Consider the following 24,436-nt stretch of genomic DNA (forward strand, 5'->3'; position numbering starts at 1 on the left):
AAATAACAACAATATGGTTACAATAGTTACCGTTTTTTTGATGTAAATCAAAAAAGAGTCAATTGATGTGAGCTAGATGGAATAGATTAACGATTAACATTTTTTCAATACAGCGTATTATCATTACATTGCTACATTTTTAGATATGCACTATTTGGAGATATGCACTATGTTGAAGTTATTGGGTATTTTTAGTCTTTTTGTTGTGTTAGTTTTTAAATTATTTTATGCAAATGCCAATGAATCCTTCATTAATCCTACTGGAAATTTGTTGCAATCGCGTTCTGCTGACAGCTATTTTCAGGTGTTCAGTTTAACTAAAGGCATGTCTCTAATCGTTGAGGAAGGACGATTAGAGCCTCGTTCTATTGGCAGTATTAGCGTTAAGTTATATCGCAATTTCGATGTGGGTGACTTTGCCGCGGGTATAACTTTTCCCCGTGATGGCACTATATCTAAAGTCTCGATTTCAAATGATGCCGAGGGGGAACAGCAGGTAACCATTACGACTGTCACCGCAGGCAGTGGACGCTATCGGTTGGAGCAAAAAGTATGCATTACCAATGTCACACTAGAGATGTGTGGAGTCAGCCATGAGTAGCATTGTTATTGCTGGCGTAGGTATGACGCCTTTTTGTAAGCCAGGACAGCATCAGCCCTATCGTGTGATGGCAGCCAATGCAATTAAGTTAGCTTTGGCCGATGCCGGTATTAATGCTAAGCAAATACAACAGGCATTCGGTGCATATATTTATGGTGATAGTACCTGCGCGCAACATGCTTTTTATGATGTTATTCAAAGCGGGATACCTATAATTAATGTCAATAATAATTGTTCTAGTGGTTCAACAGCTTTGTACTTAGCTAGGCAGGCTGTGATGTCTGGTGAAGTTGAGTGCGTATTAGCCTTTGGGTTTGAAGAAATGCAGCCAGGTGCCCTAGGGTCAAATTGGCAAGACAGAGAAAGCCCATTTACTCGAATTGCACCGGTGTTAAGTCAGTTTAATGCACCAGATGGTCCAATCGCTTTACGTGCTTTTGGTGCAGCGGGTCGACATTACATGGATAAATATAATGTCACTGCTGAATTATTTGCCAAGGTTGCAGTAAAGTCCCGTCGCCATGCGATGAACAACCCTTATGCTTTATTGAAAATGCCATTATGTGCAGAGCAAGTATTGGCAGATAAGGTGATTTACGATGGCTATTTAACTCGCCTTATGGCGTGCCCTCCAACCTGTGGAGCAGCAGCTGTCATTGTATGCAGTGATAAATTTGCTCAACAGCATAGTATAAGCTCCAGGGTTAAAATTCTTGCTCAAGCTATGGCAACCGATACCCAAGATTCTTGGCAAGATCCTATTAATGCAGTGGGCCAGAATATGACTCAAATGGCGGCGCAAAAAGTGTATAACGCCGCAGCCATATCGCCACAGGATGTAAATGTGATTGAGCTACATGACTGCTTTACCCCTAATGAAGTTATCACCTATGAAGCTTTGGGGTTATGTGCAGAGGGTGAGGCTGAAAAGTTTATTAAGCAAGGAAACAATACCTATGGTGGTCAGTTTGTTATTGGCCCTTCAGGTGGCTTAATGTCTAAAGGTCATCCTATTGGTGCGACAGGATTAGCGCAATGCGCAGAACTTGTTTGGCATTTACGCGATCAAGCAGGTGCTCGTCAGGTGCAAGGTGCTCGCTTAGCATTACAACATAATGTGGGTTTAGGTGGTGCTGTTGTGGTGACCTTGTATGGCCACTAGTCAATTTTTATAATAGGATAATCACGACTTTAAAATCGTTATCTATCGCTGTTATCAGCGAGTATTGGTTTCAATGTAGTAAGGTTAGTGAAATATAGGCCTTTAAATATTTGCATGTTTCCTACGTTTGAATAAGCATTGAGTGACTTTAAGCAAGAATGTAAATGACGAGTAACGAGAGCAGTAGAGTCATTAAGTTTGCTTCTATTAGTCGCTGACTTTGCTGTAATTGTTTTTTCCCTTGCCTAAGTACTGTGACTAATCTGCGTTGATTATAGATCCTGCAGGTTAGTAAGTCAGTTTGAGGATCGACCAATAATTTACATTGATATTTATGGCCGTCTTTCAATAAGATATCGTGGCAACTTAAAATGCCGAAATTGAATTTTTTCGACACGACTTTACCATTCAATATCACCTTTTCTAGTCCACACCAATCGCTGGCTTGCAGCTCAAAATTGTCTTGGTTTAAAAGATAATTAAACTTGATCATAGCATCACTCCTGTTGTGCTTTAACTGTTGCGGCTAGTACTAAGCTAAGCAGAGTAATATGACATTTTCCAGTGTCAAAATATGAAGGTTTAAAGAAAACAGGCTAATTGATTGGTGGCTAAATGAATTTTTATTTTCACTATATTTTCTTGCCTAAATGGCGGTTATACACTTATTTACGTTTGCGATGAAAAGCCAAACGTTACTCGGACTCACTGTAACTTTTAAGCAAATCTTTCCAAGTAATAATGCCAACTAATGTACCATGATCCAAAACCGGTAAACTACCTATGCCATGTTTAAGAATAATCTCACAAGCATGTTTGATTGATGTGCTAGGTGAGACTGTCATCGGGTTGTGGGTCATTACTTGGTGGACGCGCTTATTGAGCGTTTCAGTGTCGCGGATAAGTTCTGCAGCGGTGCCTAGGTTAGGACTGAGAGCTTTTAGAAAGTCTCGATGAGATAAAATACCTTGCAGTTTGTCATTTTCATCAATGGCTAATAAATGGTGAAAGCTGACATTGTCGAAAATGTGTTTTGCCACCGACAATCTATCATCAATTGAAACGGTAACAATACGTGTTGTCATAATGTCGCGAACTAATATCATTGCTGCAGGCATATCTATCTCCTATAACACGGCGAATAATATAGGCGTAAGCCGTATTATTTATGTATATCAGATAAACTATAGTACAACAATGAGTTAGCTACATAATCTTAATCAGTAAAAAGGGTAAACGCTATCTTGTTAAGCCAAGATATTTTTGTGCTTTAATCGGTTTGAGCTGATGAACATCAACCAACACTAGGCCATCAATACAATCACCAAACTCAGCATCAATGCCAAAGTCGATGAATTGTACGCCCTGATCTTCACACAATTCACCATATTGTTTAAATAACGTCGGTACTGAAACACCCATATTAGCTAATGTCCTTTTCAGAATTTTAAAATTGTCAGCGTATGTCTCACCATTGAATTGACGACATAATTGGTGAGCCCGTTCATCGGTAAACTGGTAACTGTTAAATGAGGTTGCGAGTATAGATTGGGTTGGAAATTGATTTTTATAAAAATGAATAAGTAATTCTTTAGCGGGCTCTGGATAGTTGTTACTAATCGAAACAGGGCCGAATAAGTAGCGATATTGAGGGTTTTTGAGTAGAAATGCGCCAATCCCCTGCCATAAATATTCAAGACTTCTTCTGCCCCAATATTTAGGTTGCACAAAGCTTCGACCTAACTCTAAGCCTTGCTCAAAATAAGGGCTAAAATCTGGCTGATATTGAAATAGGGTTTGGCTATATAGTCCTGTGGTAGATATTTCACTATGAATACGCTTTGCACTTGCAAAACGATAAGCACCGACGATTTCTAAATCATCTTTATCCCATAATACAAGGTGCCAATAGTCATTATCATATTTGTCGGTATCTCTGCGTTTACCCGTGCCTTCACCTACAGCTCTAAAGGCTATTTCGCGTAATCTGCCGATTTCACGCATGATGGCACTGCTGGCATCATGCTGATAAAGATAGATGATTTTATTGTCTGATGTGAGTCCAAGTTGTTCACATTTTTGTAATTCATGTTGTAAAGTGGTGCGCGATTCTGGGTGAGCGATGGCATTTTGAGTACTAAACAGCGGTGGCCTATTTTTACCTATACGGTAGAGATGGTTTTTTAGTAGCTTAACCTGAGTTTTTAACGGAAAGTCATTATTAGACACGGTTTCTTTTGCAATCAGTTTGCCAATACGAACTGGCATCACTTGATTGATTTGGCGAAACATTTCCTTAACAAGTAAAAGTGTTGCTAATGGCTTATAAATCATTGATGCGCCATAAAAAGTTGCTGAATTTTTAGCATCAACAAACATAGGTAACAATGGTGCATTACAGGCTTTGGCCATTTTAACAAATCCACTTTGCCATAATAAATCAGTTACCCCGCTTGGGCGTAATCGAGACACTTCACCCGATGGAAAGATTAATAATGCACCTTCACGTTTTAGGTGTTGATGGATATTATCTAAATTTTGCTTTGGGGTACCGCCAGTCATGTTTCTGACGGGTAATAAAATTGAGTGCAGTGGTTTGATAGCCATTAATAACTCATTGGCGACCACTTTAATATCTGGGCGGACTTTGCTGATTAACTTGATTAATGCAAGGGCGTCAAGTGAGCCGATAGGATGGTTAGCATAAATCACCACTCGGCCGTCAATTGGAATGTTTTCAATTTCATTATTGGGTACGCTGTAACTAAAATTAAAGCTAGCCAGTACCTGTTCAACAAAGTCTACCCCAGTTAAATGCTTATACTGCATCGCAATATCATTGCATTGCTGCTCATGCAAAAGGTAACGTAACATGGTTTTGGTCGGTCTAGATAACCAAGGGAATTTAGACAGTTGAGGCAAGTTCTTGTCAACCATTTGATCGACAGTAAACATCATTTCTGCTGACTTCATTATGCTACCTTCTTATTAGGGTGTTTCTGGGTTGAGGCTGTATGAAGAGGTAAAGGACTAGCGGTGCCAATATTGTCGATAATTTGCGGTGTTTTAGTCAGTTCATTCCATTTTAATAATTGAAAGTCACCGGAGAGGGTTTCCGCGATTAAGGTACAGTTTTCAACCCAATCACCGTCGTTAGCATAGATAATCCTATGCTTACCCTTATGGTGAATAGAGAGCTCGGGCTGATGAATATGGCCACAAATGACCATATCGACGTGTTGTTTTAAGGCAAATCGTAGCACTGCATCTTTAAAACTATTAATGGCTTGTTGGGCTTTGTTTACTCTGAGTTTTATATAGCTGGCAAGTGACCAATAAGGATAGCCAAGTTGGCTGCGTACACTATGAAGATGTCGATTTAGCCATAACAAAACATCGTATAAATGATCACCTAATTTGGCGTAGGTGCGGCTGACACACACTTCAGAGTCAAATTGATCCCCATGTAACATCAGGCAGCGTTTGCCCAGAATAGATTGATGAATATAACTTGGTGCGATTGTGATACCACGAAAATGACTATCTACGTATGGTTTGAACATCTCATCGTGATTACCTGGGATATAAAATACTTGGGTGCCATTTTGGGCTAATGACAGTATTTTGGTTAATACGGCTTGATGGCTATCTGGCCAGTAGACCCGTTTTTTTAATGCCCAAATATCGATGATGTCACCGACTAAATACAGGTATTGGCATGGGTGATGATTTAAAAAATCTAATAAAAAATCAGCTTTGCAGTCAATACTGCCTAAATGAACATCCGACAGCCAAACGGCATAAAATGACTGTTGCTCGGATGATGACTCCTCTTCGCTATCATTTTCTTGATGAAGGTGTTTAGTCGATATATGAGATGAGAATACAGAGTGAGCAGATGCTTGCGAGACTTGTTTAAATAACGCACTGATTTTATCCATTCGCTTAATCTCTACAAATAGTATTGCATTAAGATAATGAAAGCTTACTGGGGATTATTGACTAATTCGTGACGGATATATTGCATTTAGATGAAGCTTACAAATTGCTGCTGAGTTAATTGACTTGAACAAGTAACAAAAAGGGAAGCCTATGCTTCCCTTTTTTGATCCTGCTTGGGTAATGAATATTTAACTATTATTACTTTGAACTGATTTAACGGCCTGCATTAATAATGGCACGAGCCATTTCATCGGCGACTGAACCTGTTGTGCGGTTTTCAGCATCTGCGCGAGTAAACACAGTTAATAATGTTTGATAAATTTGCTCAACCTTAGCGGTTGCAGCTGCTTTATCATAGTTATTTTCAAAAGAGACATTAATAATACCACCGGCATTAATCACATAATCAGGTGCGTATAAAATACCCATTTCTTTGAGCTTTTCACCGTGACGCACTTCAGCTAGTTGATTGTTGGCACAACCTGCGACAATAGTGGCTTTTAATAAAGGTAATGTAATGTCATTTAACGTTGCCCCTAAGGCACAAGGTGCATACACATCAACATCTTGGTTGTAGATATCCTGCGGCTCTACTAGGGTAGCACCAAACTCGGTTGCGACACGGTCCAGGGACGCTTGATGAATATCAGTAACAATGAGTTTTGCACCGGCTTCATGTAAATGTTTACACAAATAGTATCCGACATGGCCAACACCTTGAACTGACACTTTAATACCTTCTAAGCTATCAATTCCACGTTGGTGTTTAACTGCCGCTTTAATGCCTAAATAGGTACCTAGAGCTGTTAACGGCGAAGGATCACCTGACTTGCCTTCAAGTCCTGCTACATAAGGGGTTTCACGGTTGGCTATCATCATATCTGATGTAGATACGCCGACATCTTCCGCAGAGTAGTATTTTCCGCCTAAGCTATTAACAAAACGACCAAAAGCGAGGAACAGTTTTTCACGGTCTGTGGTTTTAGGATCAGCAATGATAACGGCTTTACCTCCACCCATAGTTAAACCAGCAAGGGCATTTTTATATGTCATCCCTCTAGAAAGACGCAAGACGTCTGTCAATGCTTCATCATCAGATTGATAATTCCACATTCTACAACCACCCACAGCGGGGCCTTTGTTGGTATTGTGCACCGCAATAATGGCTTTTAAGCCACTTTCTTTATCATGACAAAACACCACTTGTTCGTGCTCATCAAACGAGACATGATTAAATACCGCCACGTAAATTCTCCACTTGCTTTGGGTCGTGTGTTAGTTTTCCAACACTTAATTATTAGCATATTTGATAATACTTGAACACAAGAATAGACAAGATTAAAAGTAACAATTCAGCAAGGGTAGATTGAGCTACACCAATGGCTTAGTACTACTTTTGTATGGTCTAAGGTCAAAATATCAAATATGTACCAAATTCGTTATTTGGTATTGCAGCAAGATAGCATTTAGCGATACTCTCAACAAAGCCTGATGTCGTAAATTTTGAAATTAAGCTGGCAATTTTGCTTGCCACTTTACGTAAACGTAAAGTATTTTAGGGTGTGTGTTAAATTGAGTGTCGTTGGTGCTTAAATTATGTCCGGCGAATGCGTGATAACAATAAGATAGGAAGTGTTATGACTGATGAAGTAGTTGAGCAGGTTGCAACACCCGCTGTAGATCAAGAAGCATTAAGACAAGATTGGGTAAAAACACAATTTCAAAAAGCCAATCGTTTTTTAGCTGAAAAGGGTGTGCTACCAAATAAAGTGTATACAGAAGAAAGTCGTTACCTTGCACCTTATTTAGCGATTTGGAAGATGGATTCTAAACAACCGACTAAACAAACCTTTTGGGTGATGTCTGGTGATTTACCTACAGATTATGTCGATGTGAAAGTGGCTAAAACAGCTCGTGAAGCAATGCGTCACTTTTCAATGATGTGGCAGCTTAAAGCTGAAAATTTACATAAATCTGGTGCAACGCGTGATCAGACCCAGCTTAAATTTGCTAATTTATTGGTAACTCGTGCAGAAAGTCTATACAGAATGCATGAAGATGAAAAGCTTTGGTCTTAAGCTCTGAACGTAAGCTCTGATCGTAAGTTTTAGTAACATATGTTGACTGGATTTATAGATTAAAAAAGGCACATTGAGTGCCTTTTTTATTTTATTCAAATGAGTTAAAACATTACTCAGCTAGGTAATACAGACCCTGATTTATCAGCTCAACTAATAGTTCTGCAATCGCTAAATTGTCGAACATTGTTGCAGCAAGTTCATTGTCTAAATTCACAGTATTAGCAAAGCTTACAAGTTCTGCTTCGGTAACATTTTCAAGTGCAAACACTTCACCATTAATAAACAAGCGGCTAATATTATCATTTTCTAAACGTAATACTTTTAAGCCGCCAATGCGCAATATGCTGGCGCCATCTTCAATGACTTGTTGTAATTCTTCTAAATCAAGCGGCTCTTCACCTTCACAAATATCAAGCTCAAAACGATTTTGACTTAATAGCTTACCTAACATAGTTTGATAATTTTCAGGTTGGGTAGCCAGCTCAGCTAATAGCTGCATAATCCCTTGTTGTTGTTCTTGACTCACTATTCCTGGTTCTAGGGCTTCTGAGTCTGAGGTGAAACGCTGGTGGCCACTGTTGTTATCAATCAGTGAATCAGCTAGCTGAGTTAGCAACTCTTGTTGGCTTGGTGCCCTGAAACCTATTGAATAGCTTATAGCTAAAGATAAGGTTTCACCGCAATGTGGGTATCCAGGTGGGATATATAACACATCACCTTTTTTCAATACCACGTCGATAATCGGCTCAAAATCTTCTACTAATGGCGAGTTTTCGTCACCACCGCGACGCTTATGATCGCCTTTATTACCCACTTTCCAGCGACGTTCACCTTCACCTTGAATAATAAACACATCATAATTATCTATGTGTGGTCCGACTCCGCCTAATGGGGTCGCAAAGGACACCATTAAATCATCAAAACGCCAATCAGGTAAAAAGCGGAAAGCATCCACTAATGGTTGCGAGTCTGGATACCAATGATTAACGGCCTGAACTAACAGTTGCCAGTGGGTCTCACCATAAGCATCATAATCTTCAAATGGGCCTTGAATAACGTTCCATTGATTCTGGTTTGCTTCAGTGACCACAATACGTGATGAAATTTCTTCTTCACAAGCAAGACCAGCTAATTCATCTGCGGCAATCGGGTCAACAAAGTCCTCGAAGGCTTGTGTTAATACCACTGGGGTTTGTTGCCAGTGCTTTTTTATGAATGCTTGGGTGTCAAAAGTTAATTGATACATGGTCTTACTCTCTGTTCGGTGTGAAAGCATTATAAAAGAAAAGCGGCAACTCGAATGTCGAACTGCCGCTAGATTCAGTGAGGTGAATACACCTCAGCTGACGTTTTATTTTAGTTCGTCAACAAAGGCTTCTGCACGGCCAATGTAATTAGCTGGGGTCATTTTCTTAAGTTCGATTTTTACTTCAGCGGGTAGCTCAAGTCCATCGATAAATACCGCTAATTGTTGTGCATCTATGCGTTTACCGCGGGTTAATTCTTTTAGCTTCTCATATGGCTTTTCAATGCCATAACGACGCATAACGGTTTGCACTGGCTCAGCAAGTACTTCCCAGTTAACATCTAATTCTGCACGAAGGTGCGCTTCGTTTACTTCTAGCTTGCTAATGCCTTTTAACGTGGCTTGATATGCAATCAATGAATGTGCAATACCCACACCTAAGTTACGTAATACCGTTGAGTCGGTAAGGTCGCGCTGCCAGCGAGAAACCGGTAATTTGGCCGCTAAGTGTTGCATTAATGCATTGGCGATACCTAAGTTACCTTCAGAATTTTCAAAGTCGATAGGGTTAACTTTATGTGGCATGGTTGAAGAACCAATTTCACCAGCAATGGTACGTTGTTTGAAGTGACCTAAGGCAACATAGCCCCAAATGTCACGATCGAAATCGATTAAAATGGTGTTAAAGCGCGCGATAGCATCAAATAGCTCTGCGATATAATCATGCGGTTCAATTTGAGTGGTGTAAGCATTCCAATGAATACCTAAACTGGTCACAAAACGTTGTGACAATTCATGCCAATCTACTTCTGGGTATGCTGATAGGTGGGCGTTATAGTTACCTACTGCGCCATTAATCTTACCCATAATTTCTACGGCTTTAATTTGCTTCAATTGGCGCTCTAAACGGACAACCACGTTAGCCATTTCTTTACCTAAGGTAGAAGGTGAGGCTGGTTGTCCATGGGTACGCGACATTAAAGGCACGGTTTTATTGTCATGGGCTAACTTTTTAATCGCATCAATAATTTGCTGGCACTGTGGCACAAGGACTAATTCACGTGCTTCTTTTAACATTAACCCATGTGACAAGTTATTGATGTCTTCAGATGTACAAGCAAAGTGAACAAATTCATCTATTGCGACTAATTCAGCATTATCAGCAATTTGTTCTTTAATGAAGTATTCAACGGCTTTGACATCATGGTTAGTGGTGCTTTCGATAGCTTTAACACGTAATGCATCTTGCTCACTGAAGTTATCTTTGATGCTGTCTAATAAAGCCAGTGCTGTTTCACTGAACGGTGGCACTTCTTCAATGTCAGGACAGCTAGATAACAATTTTAACCAATTGATCTCAACTTGTACGCGGTACTTAGTAAGACCGAACTCGCTGAAAATCCCTCTTAATGAGGCGGTTTTACTACCATAACGACCGTCTACCGGCGAGATAGCAGTCAGTGCGGAAAGATCCATTTGAAGCTCCTTGATGAACTTTTATATTGTAGGGTGATTCGAATTATTTATTTTTGCTGGCTGCTGACAGCCATATCAAATATTGCTTTACGAGCAAACACTAAGTGGCGACGTTTGCCGCCTAATTGACGCCACAGTACCGCGCTGCGCATAGCCGATAATAATAGGGAGCGAATTTTATGCTGCACATGTGTTTGCTTTAAAAATGCAGGATTACCCGAAATTTGTAATTTAGGGCCAAGGGCGCTAATCACATCGCTGTAAATACTGGCAAAATTAGCCAATACTTGTTCATCGGTAATCGCAAAATGGTGAAGTTGACGATGCACTTGACTTATACGTTCAGCAAGCATGCCTAAGCCGTTAGGTGAGCGAGATAGCTTACGCTCTAATGCCAATACACCAACCAGATAACGCGTCGTTTCAACGTCTTTATTGCTGCCGTCACCTAGTTGGTTTTGAATAAGCTGATAGCCTTTATCCAATAAATCCTTATCAGGATACACATCGGTAATGCCATCAGGATTAGTCACCAAAATTGTATTAAGGCTTGCCGCTAGGGCTTGCTCGTCACTCTCACCATGGCGGGCGATATATTGTACTTGCCCGATGGCCTGTAAAATGCCTGCAAAAGCCATAGTGCGTTCATATAATATATTGTCAGTCACTGTGCGGCTTACCTATCCCTTAATTAAATTATCAATGATGCCGCCGCCTAAGCATACTTCACCATCATAAAATACTGCTGATTGCCCAGGGGTAACAGCGGCAACAGGTTCATCAAAAATGACTTCGATAGTGTCATTGTTGATGTGTTTAATTTTACAGTTAACATCACGTTGACGATAACGAGTTTTTACGCTGATACTGCTTGCATCAGCAGGGCCTTTACGATCAACCCAATCTAACTGATTCACCATCATGCCAACAGACATTAACCGTGGATGATGACCACCTTGGCCAACCACAAGCACATTGCGGTCTATGTCTTTATCAACCACATACCAAGGATCGTCATTGCTATTTTTTAAGCCGCCAATCCCCAAACCTTTACGTTGACCTAAAGTGTGGTACATCAAGCCCTGGTGAGTACCAATGACTTCACCTTCAGCTGTTTCAATGCTACCTGGTAATGCAGGAAGATAAGTGGCTAAAAAATCAGTGAATTTACGTTCGCCGATAAAACAAATACCTGTACTGTCTTTTTTGTCATGGGTGATTAAGCCCATTTCTTTAGCAATATCACGTACCTGGTGTTTTTCTAGCTCGCCGACAGGGAATAAGCTACGTGCGACTTGCTCATGGCTGAGCGTGTATAAAAAATAGCTTTGATCTTTATTACCATCAACGCCACGTAGCATTTGGGTAGTACCGTCGGCATTGTCACGTCGGCGAACATAATGGCCCATAGCGATGTAATCAGCGTCTAAAATTTCATCAGCGAATTCTAAAAACGCTTTGAATTTGATTTCTTTGTTGCACATGATATCGGGGTTAGGTGTACGGCCAGCCTTATACTCGGCTAAAAAGTACTCAAAAACATTATCCCAATATTCAGCGGCAAAGTTGACCGTATGTAATTTAATGCCTAGCTTGTCGCAAACCGATTGTGCATCTTTAAGATCATCACTGGCAGCACAATATTCATCGGTGTCATCTTCTTCCCAGTTTTTCATAAATAGACCTTCAACCTCATAGCCTTGCTGCATGAGCAGATAAGCTGAAACTGAAGAGTCCACACCGCCGGACATGCCAACGATGACTTTTTTACCATTAGTGGGTGTGATTGATGTCATAGATCCTATAAACCGTTCAGTGTATCAATGAAACGCCCTTTTAGGGCATTGCAAAAAGGGAAATTGTGTAAATTCTGCGGCGCATATTCTATCACGCATTAGCCTTTGGGGCTATCTTGAAGCTGGGTTTGTTTGTTTCATGTATACCGCGTTCAAAAGTAGTCTGCATTCAGCACATCTAGCGGATAATGTTGGCCTTGTTGGTCTAAAAAATCATCGATAGATTTAAGCACTAATGGGCTGCGCATTTGCGTCGATTTTGAACTTATTTCATCGCGTGTAAACCAGTGGGTAGCAGTAATTACGCTGTCTTGTGGAATAGCAGTGACCTGCACAGGTAGCTCGACACAAAAACTAAACCTAACAAATGCGACATCATTGGCGGCGGTAAATTGATAAATGCCGACTAACCCAGATGGGGTGATATTAAGGCCTGTTTCTTCCAGTACTTCACGTTTGCAGGCGGCTATAATGGTCTCGTTAGCTTCTAGATGCCCAGCAGGCTGGTTATAACGTATTTGTCCATCAATCCATTCTTCAACCAATAAAAACTTACCGCTACAATGAATGACAGAAGCCACTGTGGTGTTAGGTTTATATCGCGGGCTCATAAATTTCTCTTAAATTGATCATGATTGTAATAGCAATAAGCCTAGTTTACACGCCACTTTATTGCCGTTATGTACTGCTTGCTGGCAGTACCGAAAATTCACCACTTTGAAGATCATCCAAACACCATTGACCTATTTTATAACGGATTAATCTAAGTGTAGGGTAACCGATATGTGCCGTCATTCGCCTTACCTGGCGATTTTTTCCTTCGCATATTTGAATTTCTAACCAGCTGGTCGGGATAGCTTTGCGCTCTCTTACTGGAGGTGTTCGTGGCCAAACATCAGGTGTTGGCATTAAACGTACCTTGGCAGGTAAGGTCTTACCGTCTTTTAATTCAACGCCTAATTGAAGCGCGGTTATCGCATCTTGGGTAGGCTCGCCTTCAACTTGTACCCAATAGGTTTTAAATGTTTTCTGGTTTGGCTGGGTAATTTTTGCCTGTAATTGGCCATCATTAGTGAGTAGTAATAATCCTTCACTGTCTCTATCTAAGCGTCCCGCGGCATAAACATCGGCTATGGGGATAAAATCTTTCAAGGTCTGCCTGCCCGCTTCGTCAGTAAACTGGCATAGCACATCAAAGGGTTTATTAAACAACACAATGACTGGGTTTGACGGCCTTGGCTTTACTTTACCCGAGTGAGGTGAAGTAGGAGATGGTTTTTTATATATTTGTTTTTTATCAGCAAAAAAATTTGAAGCAGCTTTAGATGCTTTACTGTTGAACGGTTTTTTAGTCGATTTTTTATTTGCTGGAAGCGCCATAATGGGAACTGAAAGCCTTTGTGTGTTTATGCAATTGTCTCAATTTAGCCAAAGTAAAGTCGGCTATTGAAAACCAAGGGTTAACTTAAGTTTAATCAGCATTAAAACAGTAAAATAAAATGAACAGCAACAAGTTTACTGCTTATTCGCCATAAGTGGAATTTGAATATTATTCAGAATGCTCTATGATGTTGGCCTGAAAATTGTGATCTGCACCTAATTTTTTTAAAAAATGGGTTTACTGTACCAGTGACAATTGATCTTTCGATATGATTTTTGACGATGAAAGCTCAACGGTTGCTATGAAGCAAGTAACTGATTTTTCATTGCTTGGTATCTAAAGCAATGCAGCAAGTACTAATAATAATAAAAAATGGGATTGGGGATTTCACCAGCGTTGGAACAAATAACACAGGTTAGCGATGCACATTTAATGGGTACTCACTAATAGGGTGTATTGGCTCAACTTCATTTCATCAATGTATACAGATTATGCTTGCATGATGACATAAGCGTGAAATCGACTTTATATCCGCACCAAAATATTCTAATAAATTATTAATTTACAATAATGTAGGAAAAACCATGAAAGATAACTCTCCAACGATTATTTATACTGAAACCGATGAAGCACCAGCATTAGCGACACTTTCTCTGTTACCTATTATTCGTACCTTTACTAATGCCGCAGGCGTTAAAGTTGAAACACGTGACATTTCCTTATCTGGTCGTGTGCTTGCTAACTTTCCTGAGAATTTAACAGTAGATCAGAAAATTGCTGATGCATTAACGGAGTTAGGTGAATTAGCTAACCAGCCTGAAGCTAACATCATTAAATTACCTAACGTCAGCGCGTCAGTGCCACAGTTAAAAGCGTGTATTGCTGAGCTTCAAGCTAAAGGCTATGACATTCCAAACTATCCGGATGAGCCAAAAACTGACGCTGAGAAAGAAACTCAGTCACGTTATGACAAAATTAAAGGCAGTGCAGTAAACCCTGTATTACGTGAAGGCAATTCAGATCGTCGTGCGCCAACGTCTGTAAAAAATTACGCCAAGAAAAACCCACATTCAATGGGTAAATGGGCGAGTGATTCTAAGTCACACGTTGCTCATATGAACGAAGGCGATTTTTATGGCAGCGAATTATCAGTGACGTTAACGGCTGCTGACAAAGTCAGTATCGTTTTAGCGAAAGCCGATGGCAGCGAGCAAGTATTAAAATCAGGTTTAGCGTTATTAGCTGACGAAGTGATTGATACTGCAGTAATGAGTAAGAAAGCATTAATTGAATTCTATACCCATGAAATTGAAGCTGCTAAATCAGAAGATATTTTATTATCGCTTCACTTGAAAGCAACGATGATGAAAGTATCTGATCCGATTTTATTTGGTCACGCCGTTAAAGTGTTCTTTAAAGCGGTATTTGATAAACACAGTGCCTTGTTTGCTGAGTTAGGCGTTGATGTTAATAATGGTTTTGGCGATGTATATGCCAAAATTAAATCTTTACCAGACGCACAGCGTGCTGAAGTTGAAGCAGATATTGCTGCAGTTTATGCCGCACGTCCAGCACTTGCTATGGTTGATTCAGATAAAGGTATTACCAACCTACACGTGCCAAGTGACATCATTATTGATGCTTCTATGCCTGCAGCTATTCGTTCTTCAGGCCAAATGTGGGGCCCAGATGGTCAATTGAAAGACACTAAAGCGATGATCCCAGATCGTTGTTATGCCGGTGTTTATCAAGAGACTATCGCATTCTGTAAAGCCAATGGTGCATTCAATCCAACAACAATGGGTAGTGTACCTAACGTAGGTTTGATGGCGCAAAAAGCAGAAGAATACGGTAGCCACGACAAAACATTTGAAATCACAGCAGCTGGTACCGTTAAGGTTATCAATCAAGCGGGTGATGTCATTATGAGCCACGCGGTTGAAGCGGGCGATATTTACCGCATGTGCCAAGTGAAAGATGCCCCAATCCGTGACTGGGTAAAACTTGCTGTTAAGCGTTCACGTTTAAGCAATACACCTGCGGTATTTTGGTTAGACAGCAACCGTGCTCACGATGCTGAGATCATCAAAAAAGTGAATACCTATTTAGCTGACAGTGACACTGCTGGGTTAGATATCCGTATTATGTCACCAGTAGATGCTACCCGTTTCACATTAGATCGCATCATTAAAGGTGAAGATACAATTTCTGTTACCGGTAACGTTTTACGTGATTACCTAACAGATTTATTCCCAATCCTTGAATTAGGCACAAGTGCCAAAATGCTATCTATCGTGCCATTAATGAACGGTGGTGGATTGTTTGAAACCGGTGCAGGTGGTTCAGCGCCAAAACACGTGCAACAAGTTGAAAAAGAAAACCACTTGCGTTGGGATTCTTTAGGTGAGTTCTTAGCACTTGCAGCTTCACTTGAACACCTAAGCCAAACAACGGGCAATACAGAAGCGCAAGTACTTGCCGATGCGTTAGACGTGGCTATCGGTCAATTCCTTGATTGTAATAAGTCTCCATCACGCAGAGTGGGTGAGTTAGACAACCGTGGTTCGCATTTCTATTTAGCACTTTACTGGGCACAAGCACTTGCAGCACAAACGACTGACGCAGTTCTTGCCGCTAAGTTTACAAAGTTAGCGACAGACTTATTGTCAAATGAAGCGGTTATTGTTGCTGAACTTAATGAAGCACAAGGCCCAGCAGTTGATTTAGGCGGATATTACCGTTTAGATGCTGTTAAAGCTGAACAAGCAATGCGCCCAAGCAAAACGTTAAACAGTTTAATTTTGGCGTAAGACCTTACTTAAGCTAATAAAAAACGCGCCTAGTTGGGCGCGTTTTTGTTTTTTCAAATTTATTTACTAAAAATAAAAAAGACAGGGATTAAAATCCCTGTCTTTTTGCTTTATAGTTCCATCCAACTAATTAGTTGGTGAAATGGCTGAAGCATGCATCCCTTTAGGGCCTGCTTCTATTTCAAAAGAAACTGGTTGTCCCGCTTTAAGCGTACGGTAACCTTCCATTTCTATAGTTGAATAATGCGCAAATACATCTTCGCCACCCTGATCTGGGCAAATAAACCCGAATCCTTTGGCGTTGTTGAACCATTTAACAGTTCCGCTTGCCATACTTCCACTTCCTTCTTTTGTCTACTTACCAGTAAGATAGTAAAACTTATTATTCAGCGGTCTTTAAACGCCGCCTGACAAACAGAATGAAATTTGTACGAAAAGAAGTCAAGCGGAAATTAACAAAAAGACAACATTAAATTAATTTATTATTATCATGTGGTCGGTATTGAAATGAGAGGCTAGTATTAAAGCATGGCTAAAATAGGCAGCATTGAAAAAGTTGAAGAAAAAGTTGAATCAGACATTCAAAGACCCAATCTCTATAAGGTAGTCTTAAATAATGATGATTACACGCCAATGGATTTTGTCGTTGAAGTGTTACAACGTTTCTTTGATAAGAATGAACAGCAGGCAGTGGATATCATGTTAGCTATTCATCACCAAGGAAAAGGACTCTGTGGTGTTTTTCCATTCGGCATTGCTGAAACTAAAGTGTTACAAGTAAATCAGTGTGCAAGAGAAAACCAACATCCGTTACTGTGTAGTTTAGAGAAAGAATAGTGTAGCTTAAGACATAATAATCTTACTCTGCAGTTTGTGGTTAATTTGAGGGGGTGCTTATGCTGAACAAAGACTTAGAAGTCACCTTGAACCTAGCGTTTCAGCAAGCTAGAGATTCGCGTCATGAGTACATGACGGTAGAACATTTATTATTAGCGCTATTAGACAACCCCGCAGCTTATGAGGCGTTGATTGCTTGTGGGGCCGACATTAATAAACTTCGTGAAGAAGTGCATAATTTTATTCAACAAACCACGCCAATTATTGCAGATAGTGCAGATGAAAAAGAAACCCAACCAACATTGGGTTTTCAGCGTGTTTTGCAACGAGCAGTATTTCATGTTCAATCATCTGGGCGTAATGAAGTCACCGGAGCCAATGTTTTGGTTGCCATTTTCAGTGAGCAAGAGTCACAGGCAGTGTATTTATTACGTCGTTGCGAAATTACTCGTCTAGATGTGGTTAATTACATTTCCCACGGTTTTTCAAAAGATGAAGAAAAAGCCGATGATGGCGGCAGTGAACATTCAGAAGATCAATCTGAGTCAGCTGAAGATCGCAGCATGTTGTCGCAATTTGCAGCCAACCTAAATCAGTTATCAATAGACGGGGTCATTGACCCACTCATTGGCCGCGATGCAGAAGTTGAGCGTGCGGTACAAACATTATGTCGTCGCCGCAAAAACAATCCCTTGTTAGTGGGTGAGGCCGGTGTTGGTAAAACTGCTATTGCCGAAGGGTTAGCCTACCGTATTGTCAATAAGCAAGTGCCTGAAGTGATGGCGAATGCCACTGTGTATTCATTAGACATGGGCTCATTATTGGCCGGAACAAAATACCGTGGTGATTTTGAGAAACGCTTTAAAAGCTTGCTCAAAGAACTAGCCGCAGATGAACATGCCATTTTATTTATCGATGAAATTCATACCATTATTGGCGCTGGTGCGGCCTCTGGCGGCGTCATGGATGCCTCTAATTTACTCAAACCATTATTGTCTAGTGGCAAATTACGTTGCATGGGTTCAACCACGTTCCAGGAATATCAAAGTATTTTTGAAAAAGACCGGGCATTGGCGCGTCGCTTCCAAAAAATTGATGTCAATGAGCCTTCTGTTGCTGAAACCACTAAAATTTTGATGGGTTTAAAGTCTAAATACGAAGAGTATCATGGTGTTCGTTATACCCAAGCAGCAATCAGCAGCGCGGCTATTTTATCCGCCAAGCACATTAATGATCGTCACTTGCCAGATAAAGCGATTGACGTCATTGATGAAGCGGGTGCTCGCATGGTGATGATGCCCGCAAGCAAACGCAAGAAAACCATTGGCCAAGCTGAAATCGAAGCCATTATCGCTAAACTTGCGCGTATTCCTGAAAAGTCGGTATCCTCTTCTGACAAGGACTTACTTAAAAACCTTGAGCGGAACCTTAAGATGGTGGTTTTTGGCCAAGATAAGGCCATTGAGAGCTTATCAGCGGCTATCCGTCTCTCTCGCAGCGGTTTAGGTAGCGATAAAAAGCCGGTTGGTAGTTTCTTATTTGCAGGCCCTACAGGGGTGGGCAAGACGGAAGTGACCAATCAATTAGCCGCTGCGTTAAGCTTAAAGCTAATTCGCTTTGACATGTCAGAGTACATGGAACGCCACGCGGTCTCACGCTTGATAGGCGCACCTCCAGGCTATGTCGGTTATGATCAAGGTGGTCAATTGACCGATGCGGTGATTAAAAACCCACATTGTGTTGTGCTTTTAGATGAAATTGAAAAAGCGCATCCTGAAGTATATAACTTGTTACTACAGGTTATGGATCACGGTACCTTAACCGATAACAATGGCCGTAAAGCTGATTTTCGCAATGTCACATTAGTGATGACAACCAACGCGGGTGTGCAAGAAACCATTCGTAAATCGATTGGCTTTCAACAGCAAGATCATACCCAAGATGCGCTTGCTGAAATCAATAAAGTGTTCACACCTGAGTTTCGTAACCGGTTAGATTCGATTGTGTGGTTTAACCATTTAGACTTAACCGTGATTGCCAAAGTGGTCGACAAGTTCTTAGTTGAACTTCAAGCTCAGTTAGATGATAAACGTGTCACCTTAGAGGTCAGTGATGAAGCCCGTACCTTGCTTGCTGAGAAAGGTTATGACAAAGACATGGGAGCGCGTCCAATGAGCCGTGTGGTCACTGAATTGATTAAACGCCCATTAGCGGATGAAATCCTATTCGGTAAGCTTGAAGCCGGTGGCATAGCGCATATCGACGTTAAAGACGGTGAGATTTATATCGAGTGTGAAACACCTGAAAAAGTGTCTTAATATATCGATATAATGAGTTTTATAAAAAAGATGGCCACTGCCATCTTTTTTTATGGCTTTATAATGATAAGAGCTTGCTGAGTTGGTTTTTGTGAAGTAAAAATTGCACCAGAATACCAATCAGCTTTATGCCTACATTATCGTAACAGTGACTATAAAAAAACCGACACAAGAGTCGGTTTTTTTCATACGAAAACTATAATCATTAACGTGCGCGGAAGACGATACGTCCTTTAGATAAATCATAAGGAGTCAACTGAACAGTGACTTTATCACCCGTTAAAATACGGATGTAGTTTTTGCGCATTTTGCCAGAAATGTGGGCTATCACCACATGTCCATTTTCAAGCTCTACGCGGAACATTGTGTTGGGCAAGGTCTCAAGGATAGTCCCTTGCATTTCAATGTTGTCTTCTTTCGCCATTAATAAATTATCCCATTAGCCTTCAAATATGAAAATCGGGCGTATCATGCCGCAAAAACGCCTTGCTGTAAAGGCCGTTAACAAGATAACGGCTTAACTTGCTCTTCATTTTGCCAACCGTCAGCAGTTAATATTTGGTAAGGGCGATATTGGCGCTTATAAGACATTTTACGATTTTCATCGATTTGATAACCCAAATAGATGAAGTGTTTACCTAGGGATTTTGCCAGCTGGCACTGGATTAAAATCATCAAAGAACCTAATGAATTTTTTTCATAGTCTGGATCAAAGTAACTGTAAATTGCCGATAAGCTGTGGGCAAGATTATCTGTGACAGCAACGCCAATCAATTTATCTTGATCGTAGAGTTCTATAAAGGTTGATGGTAGCCAATCACACAATAAAAAATCATCAAATTGAGCCTGTGAAGGTGGGTACATCGGCCCATCGTGATGACGTGCACTTATGTAGCGGTCATATAATGCATAATGAGCAGGAGTGCTGCTTTCAACCACTTTCCAATGCAAGTGTTGATTTTTTTTTAAGGTGCGTTTTTGACGTTTTGACAACATAAATGTTTGCACGGGCACACGGATAGACTGGCATGCCTGGCAAGCAGGACAACGCGGTTTATAAATCGCATTCCCATTACGTCTAAAGCCCATCGCGAGTAATTGTTCAAACAATTGCCCATCAAGATGAGACTCTTGAATAACCAGTAGTTGCTCTTGATTACCAACGATATAGCTGCAATCAAAAGGTTTACTAATTCCTACTGTGACAGATTTAGAATTCAAATTTTACCTCTTGTTTGAGCCATATATTAGGTGAAACATCTAGTTCTCTATTTTGTCTTAAAGTCGTCAAAAATGAGGTTCTATTAACTGTCTCTGCGCCTAAATTAATCAAGTGTGGGTTAACTAATTGAGCGTCAATAAGCGCAAAATCATGCTTTGCCAAATGTTGATTTAACATGGTAAATGCTGCTTTTGAGGCATTGGTTTGCCGATGAAACATCGATTCACCGCAAAACACCTTACCTATTGGAATACCATATAGGCCACCAATTAGCCGATCCTCATCCCATACTTCAAACGAATGGGCGAACCCTTGTAAGTGTAACTCGTAATAAGCCATTTGAATTTCTGGGGTGATCCAGGTGCCATTTTGACCGGCTCGAGGCTGCGCGCATCCTGCCATCACATCCAAAAAAGCATGATTGATGGTGTATCGCCAAGGTACTTTCTTTAGATACTTTTTTAAACTTTTACTGCCAAAATTCATTTTGGGAGTAAATACTGCTCTTGGATTAGGTGACCACCATAATATTGGGTCATTTACATTAAACCAGGGGAAAATACCATGATAATACGCCTCCAATAATCTTGCTGGAGATAAATCACCCCCTACAGCTAATAAGCCGTTAGGTTCAGATAAGGCCTGTTCTGGTGGGGGAAAATTAATTAACTCATTTAAATAAGACAGTGATTTCACAATTGATTATAGTTAGCATATAAACCTTACTTATTAAGTTAACGGAAAAAGCGTATGTTGAACATCTCAGCGAGTAAATTATCTGGTTTTTTACTGTTAATATTTCTGTTCGGCAGCGTAAATTCGCCAGTATTGGCAGCTTACGACAGAAACCAAGCAGTACCCGTAGAAAAAGTACTCTATGGTTATATTGAATCGGTTAAAAATATTACCGAGAAACAACTGGTCGCCGATAAAAACCAAGGGTGGCGAACTTTTGGTGGTGCGCTTATTGGCGGGGTTATTGGTCATCAATTTGGTGGTGGATCCGGACAAGATGTTGCCACAGTACTTGGGGCACTATTAGGTGGTGGAATTGCGAACCAATATGGTAGTCAAGAATATTATCTTGAGTACAAATTAGTTGAAATGATGATTAAACAAGAAGACGGTACTCAAGTGATGATCATTCAAGACTTAGATCCTGGAATGGTGTTTAAAGCCGGAGATGAAGTCAGAGTTGTTTACTTACAGGGTTATGTTCGAGTTGATGTGGCGATGTAACTTTAGCAATGTAATCTATTTAAACATATCACGTTTAGAAATAACAAAGGCGCATAAAGCGCCTTTATTGTTGGAATTTAAATCAATTTAAAAACCACGCGGTAAGGTATTTTTACCTTTGGCATTTTCAAGTTTTGCACGCCATAGCTCTTTTGGGCTTAAGCCTGAACCTTCACTCGCTTGAGCTGATTTAACTGTCGTAGAAGAGGTTTTTTTAGCGGCAGCTGGTTTTGCTTTTGTCACGGTGGCTTTTTTAGCTGCGGGTTTTGTTGCCACCTTCATGGCGCTTTGTGAACCACTATCCATTTCTGCTAGCATTGATTCTAGCTCACTAAAACGAACTGATTTTCCGCCATCAATTTTATACCAACTTCCAGATTGTTCGATGTTAACTGCAGTACCTGACTGTTTTTCTAATGCAGCCTGCAATGAGCTAATAACGTCTTCCTTTGATAATGTTGTCATAATTTAACCTATTTTTAGCTAACTTACTTTTTGGTTTGAGCTAATTTTATAGGTTAAATGACACAAAAGTCCAATTTAGGGTATTTTTTATGTTAAACAGTATTTGTTATTGTTGGTACTTTAGGTGTTGTTTTGTCTGTTTGAAGCACAACTTTTAACAATGATAAGTCCCCAAAACAACACCTCGAATAATATTCCTAAACCTATAAAAGCGGCAATGCCAGATGAAAATCCCATTACATAACAGGCTAAAGTAGCCAAAATGCAGAGCATTAATATCCAAAATCGTGATAAATGTTTCATATACCGTCCCTGACACCATTGAAAAATATTAATTCATCTTAGTCTTAAGCATTAAGGTACTCAAATGAATCATTTTTCATGCTTTTTATAGGGTGTCACTTGATTAGCAGATACTGTAAAATAATATGATTAACCCAGCATCAATAATGGATTACTACCATGAGTCATAACGAAATAGATCGTCATTCTTTGTCAACTTACCTAAATGAGTTTTTGAATGTCGCAAAATTTAAAGATTATGCGCCAAACGGATTACAAGTGCAGGGCAAAGACGCTATTCGCACAATTGTGACTGGGGTGACAGCCTGCCAACCGTTAATAGAACAAGCCATTGCTTTGAACGCCGATGCTATTTTGGTTCACCATGGCTTTTTTTGGAAAAATGAGCCTGAAGTATTAACTGGAATGAAATACAAACGCATTAAAGCACTCATGGATAATAACATTAACTTATTTGGCTATCATCTTCCGCTAGATGCTCATCATGGTGTCGGTAATAATGTGCAACTTGCACAGCAACTAGGTATTTTAAATCCAACTGTTTATGAAGATGTTCCGCAAGATTTATTATGGCACGGTCATTTAATGCAAACCATGAGTGCCAGCGAGTTCAATGCTCACATAAGTCAGGTGTTGAAAAGACCAGCGCTACATATTGGCGATAGCAGTAAACCTATTAATACCCTTGCCTGGTGTACTGGTGGGGCGCAAGGCTATATTGATTATGCCGTTAAGATGGGTGTAGATGCATTTATTAGTGGTGAGGTGTCAGAGCGAACTTACCACAGTGCAATGGAGCAAAATATTCATTATTTTGCAGCAGGCCACCACGCAACTGAGCGTTATGGTATTCAGGCTTTAGGTGAGCATTTAGCGGATAAGTTTGGCTTAACTCATCATTTTGTCGATGTGGTTAATCCGGTTTGATTTAGGATGTTTCAAGCAAAAGCCCAGAAGTTTCTGGGCTTTTTTATTGAACAATTTGATCCGTTAATTTGATTCGGTAGTTAAATTAAAATTATCTCAGTGGTTAAAACAAAGTATTTGTGTCTTTACTTGGTTTGCCATATGCCTTTTTTATCCTGATAGATATGGCCTGTATTAGCCGCTTCAATGGCTTTTTCTGCGGCGAGTTTTGCTACGCTGGCAGTACTGAGGCCATTCTTTTGAGCTATACGTTGATAATGTTGTAAACGCTTAGCATTAATATCAGTGACTAATGCCTCAACCTCGGCAGAGCTTGTTATTACCGCCAGGTAACCGTTAATTTGTTCACCCACAAGTGCATTATTTTTAGCATCCTGTAACGTCATCGCCGATGCATTGAAACTGAGCAGTAAGCTAACTAATAGGGCGGGTAAGGTATATTTCATATTAAATTCCTATTAAAATAGCTGCTCGTTTTCTAATAAATTATCGAGTTCTTTATCCACTTTTATTCTAATATCATGCTCAATTTTAACGTTTAAATTGATCACAATAGGCTTATCTGATGGCTCAATTCTAACCGTGGGCGTACAGGCTGAAACTAAGCTGATTAACATCAAAGTTGAAGCA

At 40.2% G+C, this 24,436-nt stretch carries 27 protein-coding genes; 8 read left to right on the plus strand and 19 right to left on the minus strand.

Features of this window, described 5'->3' with window-relative positions; all coding sequences use genetic code 11:
* The first annotated feature begins 169 nt into the window (after positions 1–169).
* Entirely contained in the window at positions 170–601 is a 432-nt protein-coding gene (locus tag ACRWQM_RS07305; protein ID WP_434931715.1) for a PliI family lysozyme inhibitor of I-type lysozyme, read from the plus strand.
* The gene (locus tag ACRWQM_RS07310; protein ID WP_434931716.1) at positions 594–1,763 is read left to right on the plus strand and encodes a lipid-transfer protein; all 1,170 of its coding nucleotides are present in this window, start codon (positions 594–596) and stop codon (positions 1,761–1,763) included. The genes ACRWQM_RS07305 and ACRWQM_RS07310 overlap by 8 nt, the downstream gene beginning before the upstream one ends.
* Before the next feature lie 148 nt (positions 1,764–1,911).
* Here ACRWQM_RS07310 and ACRWQM_RS07315 read toward each other — a convergent pair whose 3' ends face one another.
* The 5 genes from ACRWQM_RS07315 to ACRWQM_RS07335 all read right to left on the minus strand — a co-directional run bounded on the left by ACRWQM_RS07315 (position 1,912) and on the right by ACRWQM_RS07335 (position 6,950).
* Complete coding sequence (locus ACRWQM_RS07315; protein ID WP_434931717.1) at positions 1,912–2,256, minus strand: hypothetical protein; 345 nt, start codon at positions 2,254–2,256, stop codon at positions 1,912–1,914.
* Between the two features lie 202 nt (positions 2,257–2,458).
* Positions 2,459–2,881, minus strand: a complete 423-nt coding sequence (locus ACRWQM_RS07320) for a CBS domain-containing protein (RefSeq protein WP_434931718.1) — start codon at positions 2,879–2,881, stop codon at positions 2,459–2,461.
* Between the two features lie 121 nt (positions 2,882–3,002).
* Complete coding sequence (locus tag ACRWQM_RS07325; protein WP_434931719.1) at positions 3,003–4,736, minus strand: GNAT family N-acyltransferase; 1,734 nt, start codon at positions 4,734–4,736, stop codon at positions 3,003–3,005.
* On the minus strand, positions 4,736–5,704 hold the full coding sequence (locus ACRWQM_RS07330) for a UDP-2,3-diacylglucosamine diphosphatase (RefSeq protein ID WP_434931720.1): 969 nt from the start codon (positions 5,702–5,704) through the stop codon (positions 4,736–4,738). The genes ACRWQM_RS07325 and ACRWQM_RS07330 overlap by 1 nt, the downstream gene beginning before the upstream one ends.
* A 214-nt stretch (positions 5,705–5,918) precedes the next feature.
* The gene (locus ACRWQM_RS07335) at positions 5,919–6,950 is read right to left on the minus strand and encodes a Glu/Leu/Phe/Val dehydrogenase dimerization domain-containing protein (RefSeq protein WP_434931721.1); all 1,032 of its coding nucleotides are present in this window, start codon (positions 6,948–6,950) and stop codon (positions 5,919–5,921) included.
* Between the two features lie 392 nt (positions 6,951–7,342).
* On the opposite strand from ACRWQM_RS07335, the gene ACRWQM_RS07340 reads away from it, so the two are divergent.
* Entirely contained in the window at positions 7,343–7,783 is a 441-nt protein-coding gene (locus ACRWQM_RS07340) for a DUF4826 family protein (protein ID WP_226415333.1), read from the plus strand.
* A gap of 112 nt (positions 7,784–7,895) precedes the next feature.
* Here ACRWQM_RS07340 and ACRWQM_RS07345 read toward each other — a convergent pair whose 3' ends face one another.
* The 6 genes from ACRWQM_RS07345 to ACRWQM_RS07370 all read right to left on the minus strand — a co-directional run bounded on the left by ACRWQM_RS07345 (position 7,896) and on the right by ACRWQM_RS07370 (position 13,684).
* A complete protein-coding gene (locus ACRWQM_RS07345; protein ID WP_434931722.1) occupies positions 7,896–9,032 on the minus strand; it encodes a JmjC domain-containing protein in 1,137 nt (378 codons plus the stop codon).
* Between the two features lie 105 nt (positions 9,033–9,137).
* Positions 9,138–10,508, minus strand: a complete 1,371-nt coding sequence (purB, locus tag ACRWQM_RS07350; protein WP_434931723.1) for an adenylosuccinate lyase — start codon at positions 10,506–10,508, stop codon at positions 9,138–9,140.
* Positions 10,509–10,555: 47 nt separating this feature from the next.
* Positions 10,556–11,176: a high frequency lysogenization protein HflD gene (gene hflD / locus ACRWQM_RS07355; RefSeq protein WP_434931724.1), complete on the minus strand. Its 621-nt coding sequence runs from the start codon at positions 11,174–11,176 to the stop codon at positions 10,556–10,558.
* A gap of 12 nt (positions 11,177–11,188) precedes the next feature.
* Positions 11,189–12,304, minus strand: a complete 1,116-nt coding sequence (gene mnmA, locus ACRWQM_RS07360) for a tRNA 2-thiouridine(34) synthase MnmA (protein ID WP_434931725.1) — start codon at positions 12,302–12,304, stop codon at positions 11,189–11,191.
* 152 nt (positions 12,305–12,456) lie between these two features.
* The gene (locus ACRWQM_RS07365; protein ID WP_434931726.1) at positions 12,457–12,915 is read right to left on the minus strand and encodes an NUDIX hydrolase; all 459 of its coding nucleotides are present in this window, start codon (positions 12,913–12,915) and stop codon (positions 12,457–12,459) included.
* Positions 12,916–12,982: 67 nt separating this feature from the next.
* Complete coding sequence (locus ACRWQM_RS07370; protein WP_434931727.1) at positions 12,983–13,684, minus strand: rRNA large subunit pseudouridine synthase E; 702 nt, start codon at positions 13,682–13,684, stop codon at positions 12,983–12,985.
* Positions 13,685–14,269: 585 nt separating this feature from the next.
* On the opposite strand from ACRWQM_RS07370, the gene ACRWQM_RS07375 reads away from it, so the two are divergent.
* Positions 14,270–16,495, plus strand: a complete 2,226-nt coding sequence (locus ACRWQM_RS07375) for an NADP-dependent isocitrate dehydrogenase (protein WP_434931728.1) — start codon at positions 14,270–14,272, stop codon at positions 16,493–16,495.
* Between the two features lie 126 nt (positions 16,496–16,621).
* On the opposite strand, the gene cspD is transcribed toward ACRWQM_RS07375, so the two are convergent.
* A complete protein-coding gene (cspD, locus tag ACRWQM_RS07380; protein ID WP_226415349.1) occupies positions 16,622–16,828 on the minus strand; it encodes a cold shock domain-containing protein CspD in 207 nt (68 codons plus the stop codon).
* 195 nt (positions 16,829–17,023) lie between these two features.
* On the opposite strand from cspD, the gene clpS reads away from it, so the two are divergent.
* Together clpS and clpA are read left to right on the plus strand one after the other, a co-directional pair.
* On the plus strand, positions 17,024–17,332 hold the full coding sequence (gene clpS, locus ACRWQM_RS07385; RefSeq protein WP_434926387.1) for an ATP-dependent Clp protease adapter ClpS: 309 nt from the start codon (positions 17,024–17,026) through the stop codon (positions 17,330–17,332).
* Positions 17,333–17,391: 59 nt separating this feature from the next.
* Positions 17,392–19,650 (plus strand): ATP-dependent Clp protease ATP-binding subunit ClpA, encoded by a 2,259-nt coding sequence (gene clpA, locus ACRWQM_RS07390; protein WP_434926386.1) that lies wholly within the window; start codon positions 17,392–17,394, stop codon positions 19,648–19,650.
* A gap of 205 nt (positions 19,651–19,855) precedes the next feature.
* Here clpA and infA read toward each other — a convergent pair whose 3' ends face one another.
* The 3 genes from infA to aat all read right to left on the minus strand — a co-directional run bounded on the left by infA (position 19,856) and on the right by aat (position 21,568).
* Positions 19,856–20,074, minus strand: a complete 219-nt coding sequence (gene infA, locus ACRWQM_RS07395) for a translation initiation factor IF-1 (RefSeq protein WP_011496276.1) — start codon at positions 20,072–20,074, stop codon at positions 19,856–19,858.
* A 77-nt stretch (positions 20,075–20,151) separates the two neighbouring features.
* Positions 20,152–20,871, minus strand: a complete 720-nt coding sequence (locus ACRWQM_RS07400) for an arginyltransferase (RefSeq protein ID WP_434926385.1) — start codon at positions 20,869–20,871, stop codon at positions 20,152–20,154.
* Entirely contained in the window at positions 20,861–21,568 is a 708-nt protein-coding gene (gene aat / locus ACRWQM_RS07405) for a leucyl/phenylalanyl-tRNA--protein transferase (protein ID WP_434931729.1), read from the minus strand. Before aat ends, ACRWQM_RS07400 begins: the two co-directional genes overlap by 11 nt.
* A gap of 54 nt (positions 21,569–21,622) precedes the next feature.
* Between aat and ACRWQM_RS07410 the strand changes: the two genes are divergently transcribed.
* Positions 21,623–22,111 carry a glycine zipper 2TM domain-containing protein gene (locus ACRWQM_RS07410; protein WP_434931730.1) on the plus strand — a complete coding sequence of 163 codons (489 nt, stop codon included), beginning with the start codon at positions 21,623–21,625 and terminating at the stop codon, positions 22,109–22,111.
* An 87-nt stretch (positions 22,112–22,198) separates the two neighbouring features.
* Here ACRWQM_RS07410 and ACRWQM_RS07415 read toward each other — a convergent pair whose 3' ends face one another.
* Both ACRWQM_RS07415 and ACRWQM_RS07420 read right to left on the minus strand, forming a co-directional pair.
* Positions 22,199–22,576, minus strand: coding sequence for a hypothetical protein (locus ACRWQM_RS07415; RefSeq protein WP_434931731.1), 378 nt, complete (start codon positions 22,574–22,576; stop codon positions 22,199–22,201).
* Between the two features lie 120 nt (positions 22,577–22,696).
* Entirely contained in the window at positions 22,697–22,879 is a 183-nt protein-coding gene (locus ACRWQM_RS07420) for a hypothetical protein (protein ID WP_434931732.1), read from the minus strand.
* A 174-nt stretch (positions 22,880–23,053) separates the two neighbouring features.
* On the opposite strand from ACRWQM_RS07420, the gene ACRWQM_RS07425 reads away from it, so the two are divergent.
* Positions 23,054–23,806 (plus strand): Nif3-like dinuclear metal center hexameric protein, encoded by a 753-nt coding sequence (locus ACRWQM_RS07425; RefSeq protein ID WP_434931997.1) that lies wholly within the window; start codon positions 23,054–23,056, stop codon positions 23,804–23,806.
* 125 nt (positions 23,807–23,931) lie between these two features.
* Here ACRWQM_RS07425 and ACRWQM_RS07430 read toward each other — a convergent pair whose 3' ends face one another.
* Both ACRWQM_RS07430 and ACRWQM_RS07435 read right to left on the minus strand, forming a co-directional pair.
* The gene (locus tag ACRWQM_RS07430) at positions 23,932–24,252 is read right to left on the minus strand and encodes a YdbL family protein (RefSeq protein ID WP_434926380.1); all 321 of its coding nucleotides are present in this window, start codon (positions 24,250–24,252) and stop codon (positions 23,932–23,934) included.
* 12 nt (positions 24,253–24,264) lie between these two features.
* A complete protein-coding gene (locus ACRWQM_RS07435) occupies positions 24,265–24,423 on the minus strand; it encodes a YnbE family lipoprotein (RefSeq protein ID WP_226415897.1) in 159 nt (52 codons plus the stop codon).
* Positions 24,424–24,436 lie beyond the last annotated feature (13 nt).

Source organism: Shewanella sp. HL-SH5, assembly GCF_051163755.1.
Classification (GTDB): domain Bacteria; phylum Pseudomonadota; class Gammaproteobacteria; order Enterobacterales; family Shewanellaceae; genus Shewanella; species Shewanella glacialimarina.

Bases quoted from the DNA above. Each gene is read 5' to 3' on its own strand.
- clpS (WP_434926387.1), top strand. From the start codon at position 17,024: ATGGCTAAAATAGGCAGCATTGAAAAAGTTGAAGAAAAAGTTGAATCA.
- clpA (WP_434926386.1), top strand. From the start codon at position 17,392: ATGCTGAACAAAGACTTAGAAGTCACCTTGAACCTAGCGTTTCAGCAA.
- cspD (WP_226415349.1), bottom strand. From the start codon at position 16,828: ATGGCAAGCGGAACTGTTAAATGGTTCAACAACGCCAAAGGATTCGGG.
- ACRWQM_RS07325 (WP_434931719.1), bottom strand. From the start codon at position 4,736: ATGAAGTCAGCAGAAATGATGTTTACTGTCGATCAAATGGTTGACAAG.
- ACRWQM_RS07365 (WP_434931726.1), bottom strand. From the start codon at position 12,915: ATGAGCCCGCGATATAAACCTAACACCACAGTGGCTTCTGTCATTCAT.
- ACRWQM_RS07305 (WP_434931715.1), top strand. From the start codon at position 170: ATGTTGAAGTTATTGGGTATTTTTAGTCTTTTTGTTGTGTTAGTTTTT.
- ACRWQM_RS07410 (WP_434931730.1), top strand. From the start codon at position 21,623: ATGTTGAACATCTCAGCGAGTAAATTATCTGGTTTTTTACTGTTAATA.
- ACRWQM_RS07310 (WP_434931716.1), top strand. From the start codon at position 594: ATGAGTAGCATTGTTATTGCTGGCGTAGGTATGACGCCTTTTTGTAAG.
- ACRWQM_RS07345 (WP_434931722.1), bottom strand. From the start codon at position 9,032: ATGTATCAATTAACTTTTGACACCCAAGCATTCATAAAAAAGCACTGG.
- ACRWQM_RS07375 (WP_434931728.1), top strand. From the start codon at position 14,270: ATGAAAGATAACTCTCCAACGATTATTTATACTGAAACCGATGAAGCA.
- ACRWQM_RS07435 (WP_226415897.1), bottom strand. From the start codon at position 24,423: ATGTTAATCAGCTTAGTTTCAGCCTGTACGCCCACGGTTAGAATTGAG.
- ACRWQM_RS07420 (WP_434931732.1), bottom strand. From the start codon at position 22,879: ATGAAACATTTATCACGATTTTGGATATTAATGCTCTGCATTTTGGCT.
- ACRWQM_RS07315 (WP_434931717.1), bottom strand. From the start codon at position 2,256: ATGATCAAGTTTAATTATCTTTTAAACCAAGACAATTTTGAGCTGCAA.
- ACRWQM_RS07320 (WP_434931718.1), bottom strand. From the start codon at position 2,881: ATGCCTGCAGCAATGATATTAGTTCGCGACATTATGACAACACGTATT.
- ACRWQM_RS07340 (WP_226415333.1), top strand. From the start codon at position 7,343: ATGACTGATGAAGTAGTTGAGCAGGTTGCAACACCCGCTGTAGATCAA.
- purB (WP_434931723.1), bottom strand. From the start codon at position 10,508: ATGGATCTTTCCGCACTGACTGCTATCTCGCCGGTAGACGGTCGTTAT.
- mnmA (WP_434931725.1), bottom strand. From the start codon at position 12,304: ATGACATCAATCACACCCACTAATGGTAAAAAAGTCATCGTTGGCATG.
- ACRWQM_RS07430 (WP_434926380.1), bottom strand. From the start codon at position 24,252: ATGAAATATACCTTACCCGCCCTATTAGTTAGCTTACTGCTCAGTTTC.
- ACRWQM_RS07415 (WP_434931731.1), bottom strand. From the start codon at position 22,576: ATGACAACATTATCAAAGGAAGACGTTATTAGCTCATTGCAGGCTGCA.
- ACRWQM_RS07370 (WP_434931727.1), bottom strand. From the start codon at position 13,684: ATGGCGCTTCCAGCAAATAAAAAATCGACTAAAAAACCGTTCAACAGT.
- ACRWQM_RS07330 (WP_434931720.1), bottom strand. From the start codon at position 5,704: ATGGATAAAATCAGTGCGTTATTTAAACAAGTCTCGCAAGCATCTGCT.
- infA (WP_011496276.1), bottom strand. From the start codon at position 20,074: ATGGCGAAAGAAGACAACATTGAAATGCAAGGGACTATCCTTGAGACC.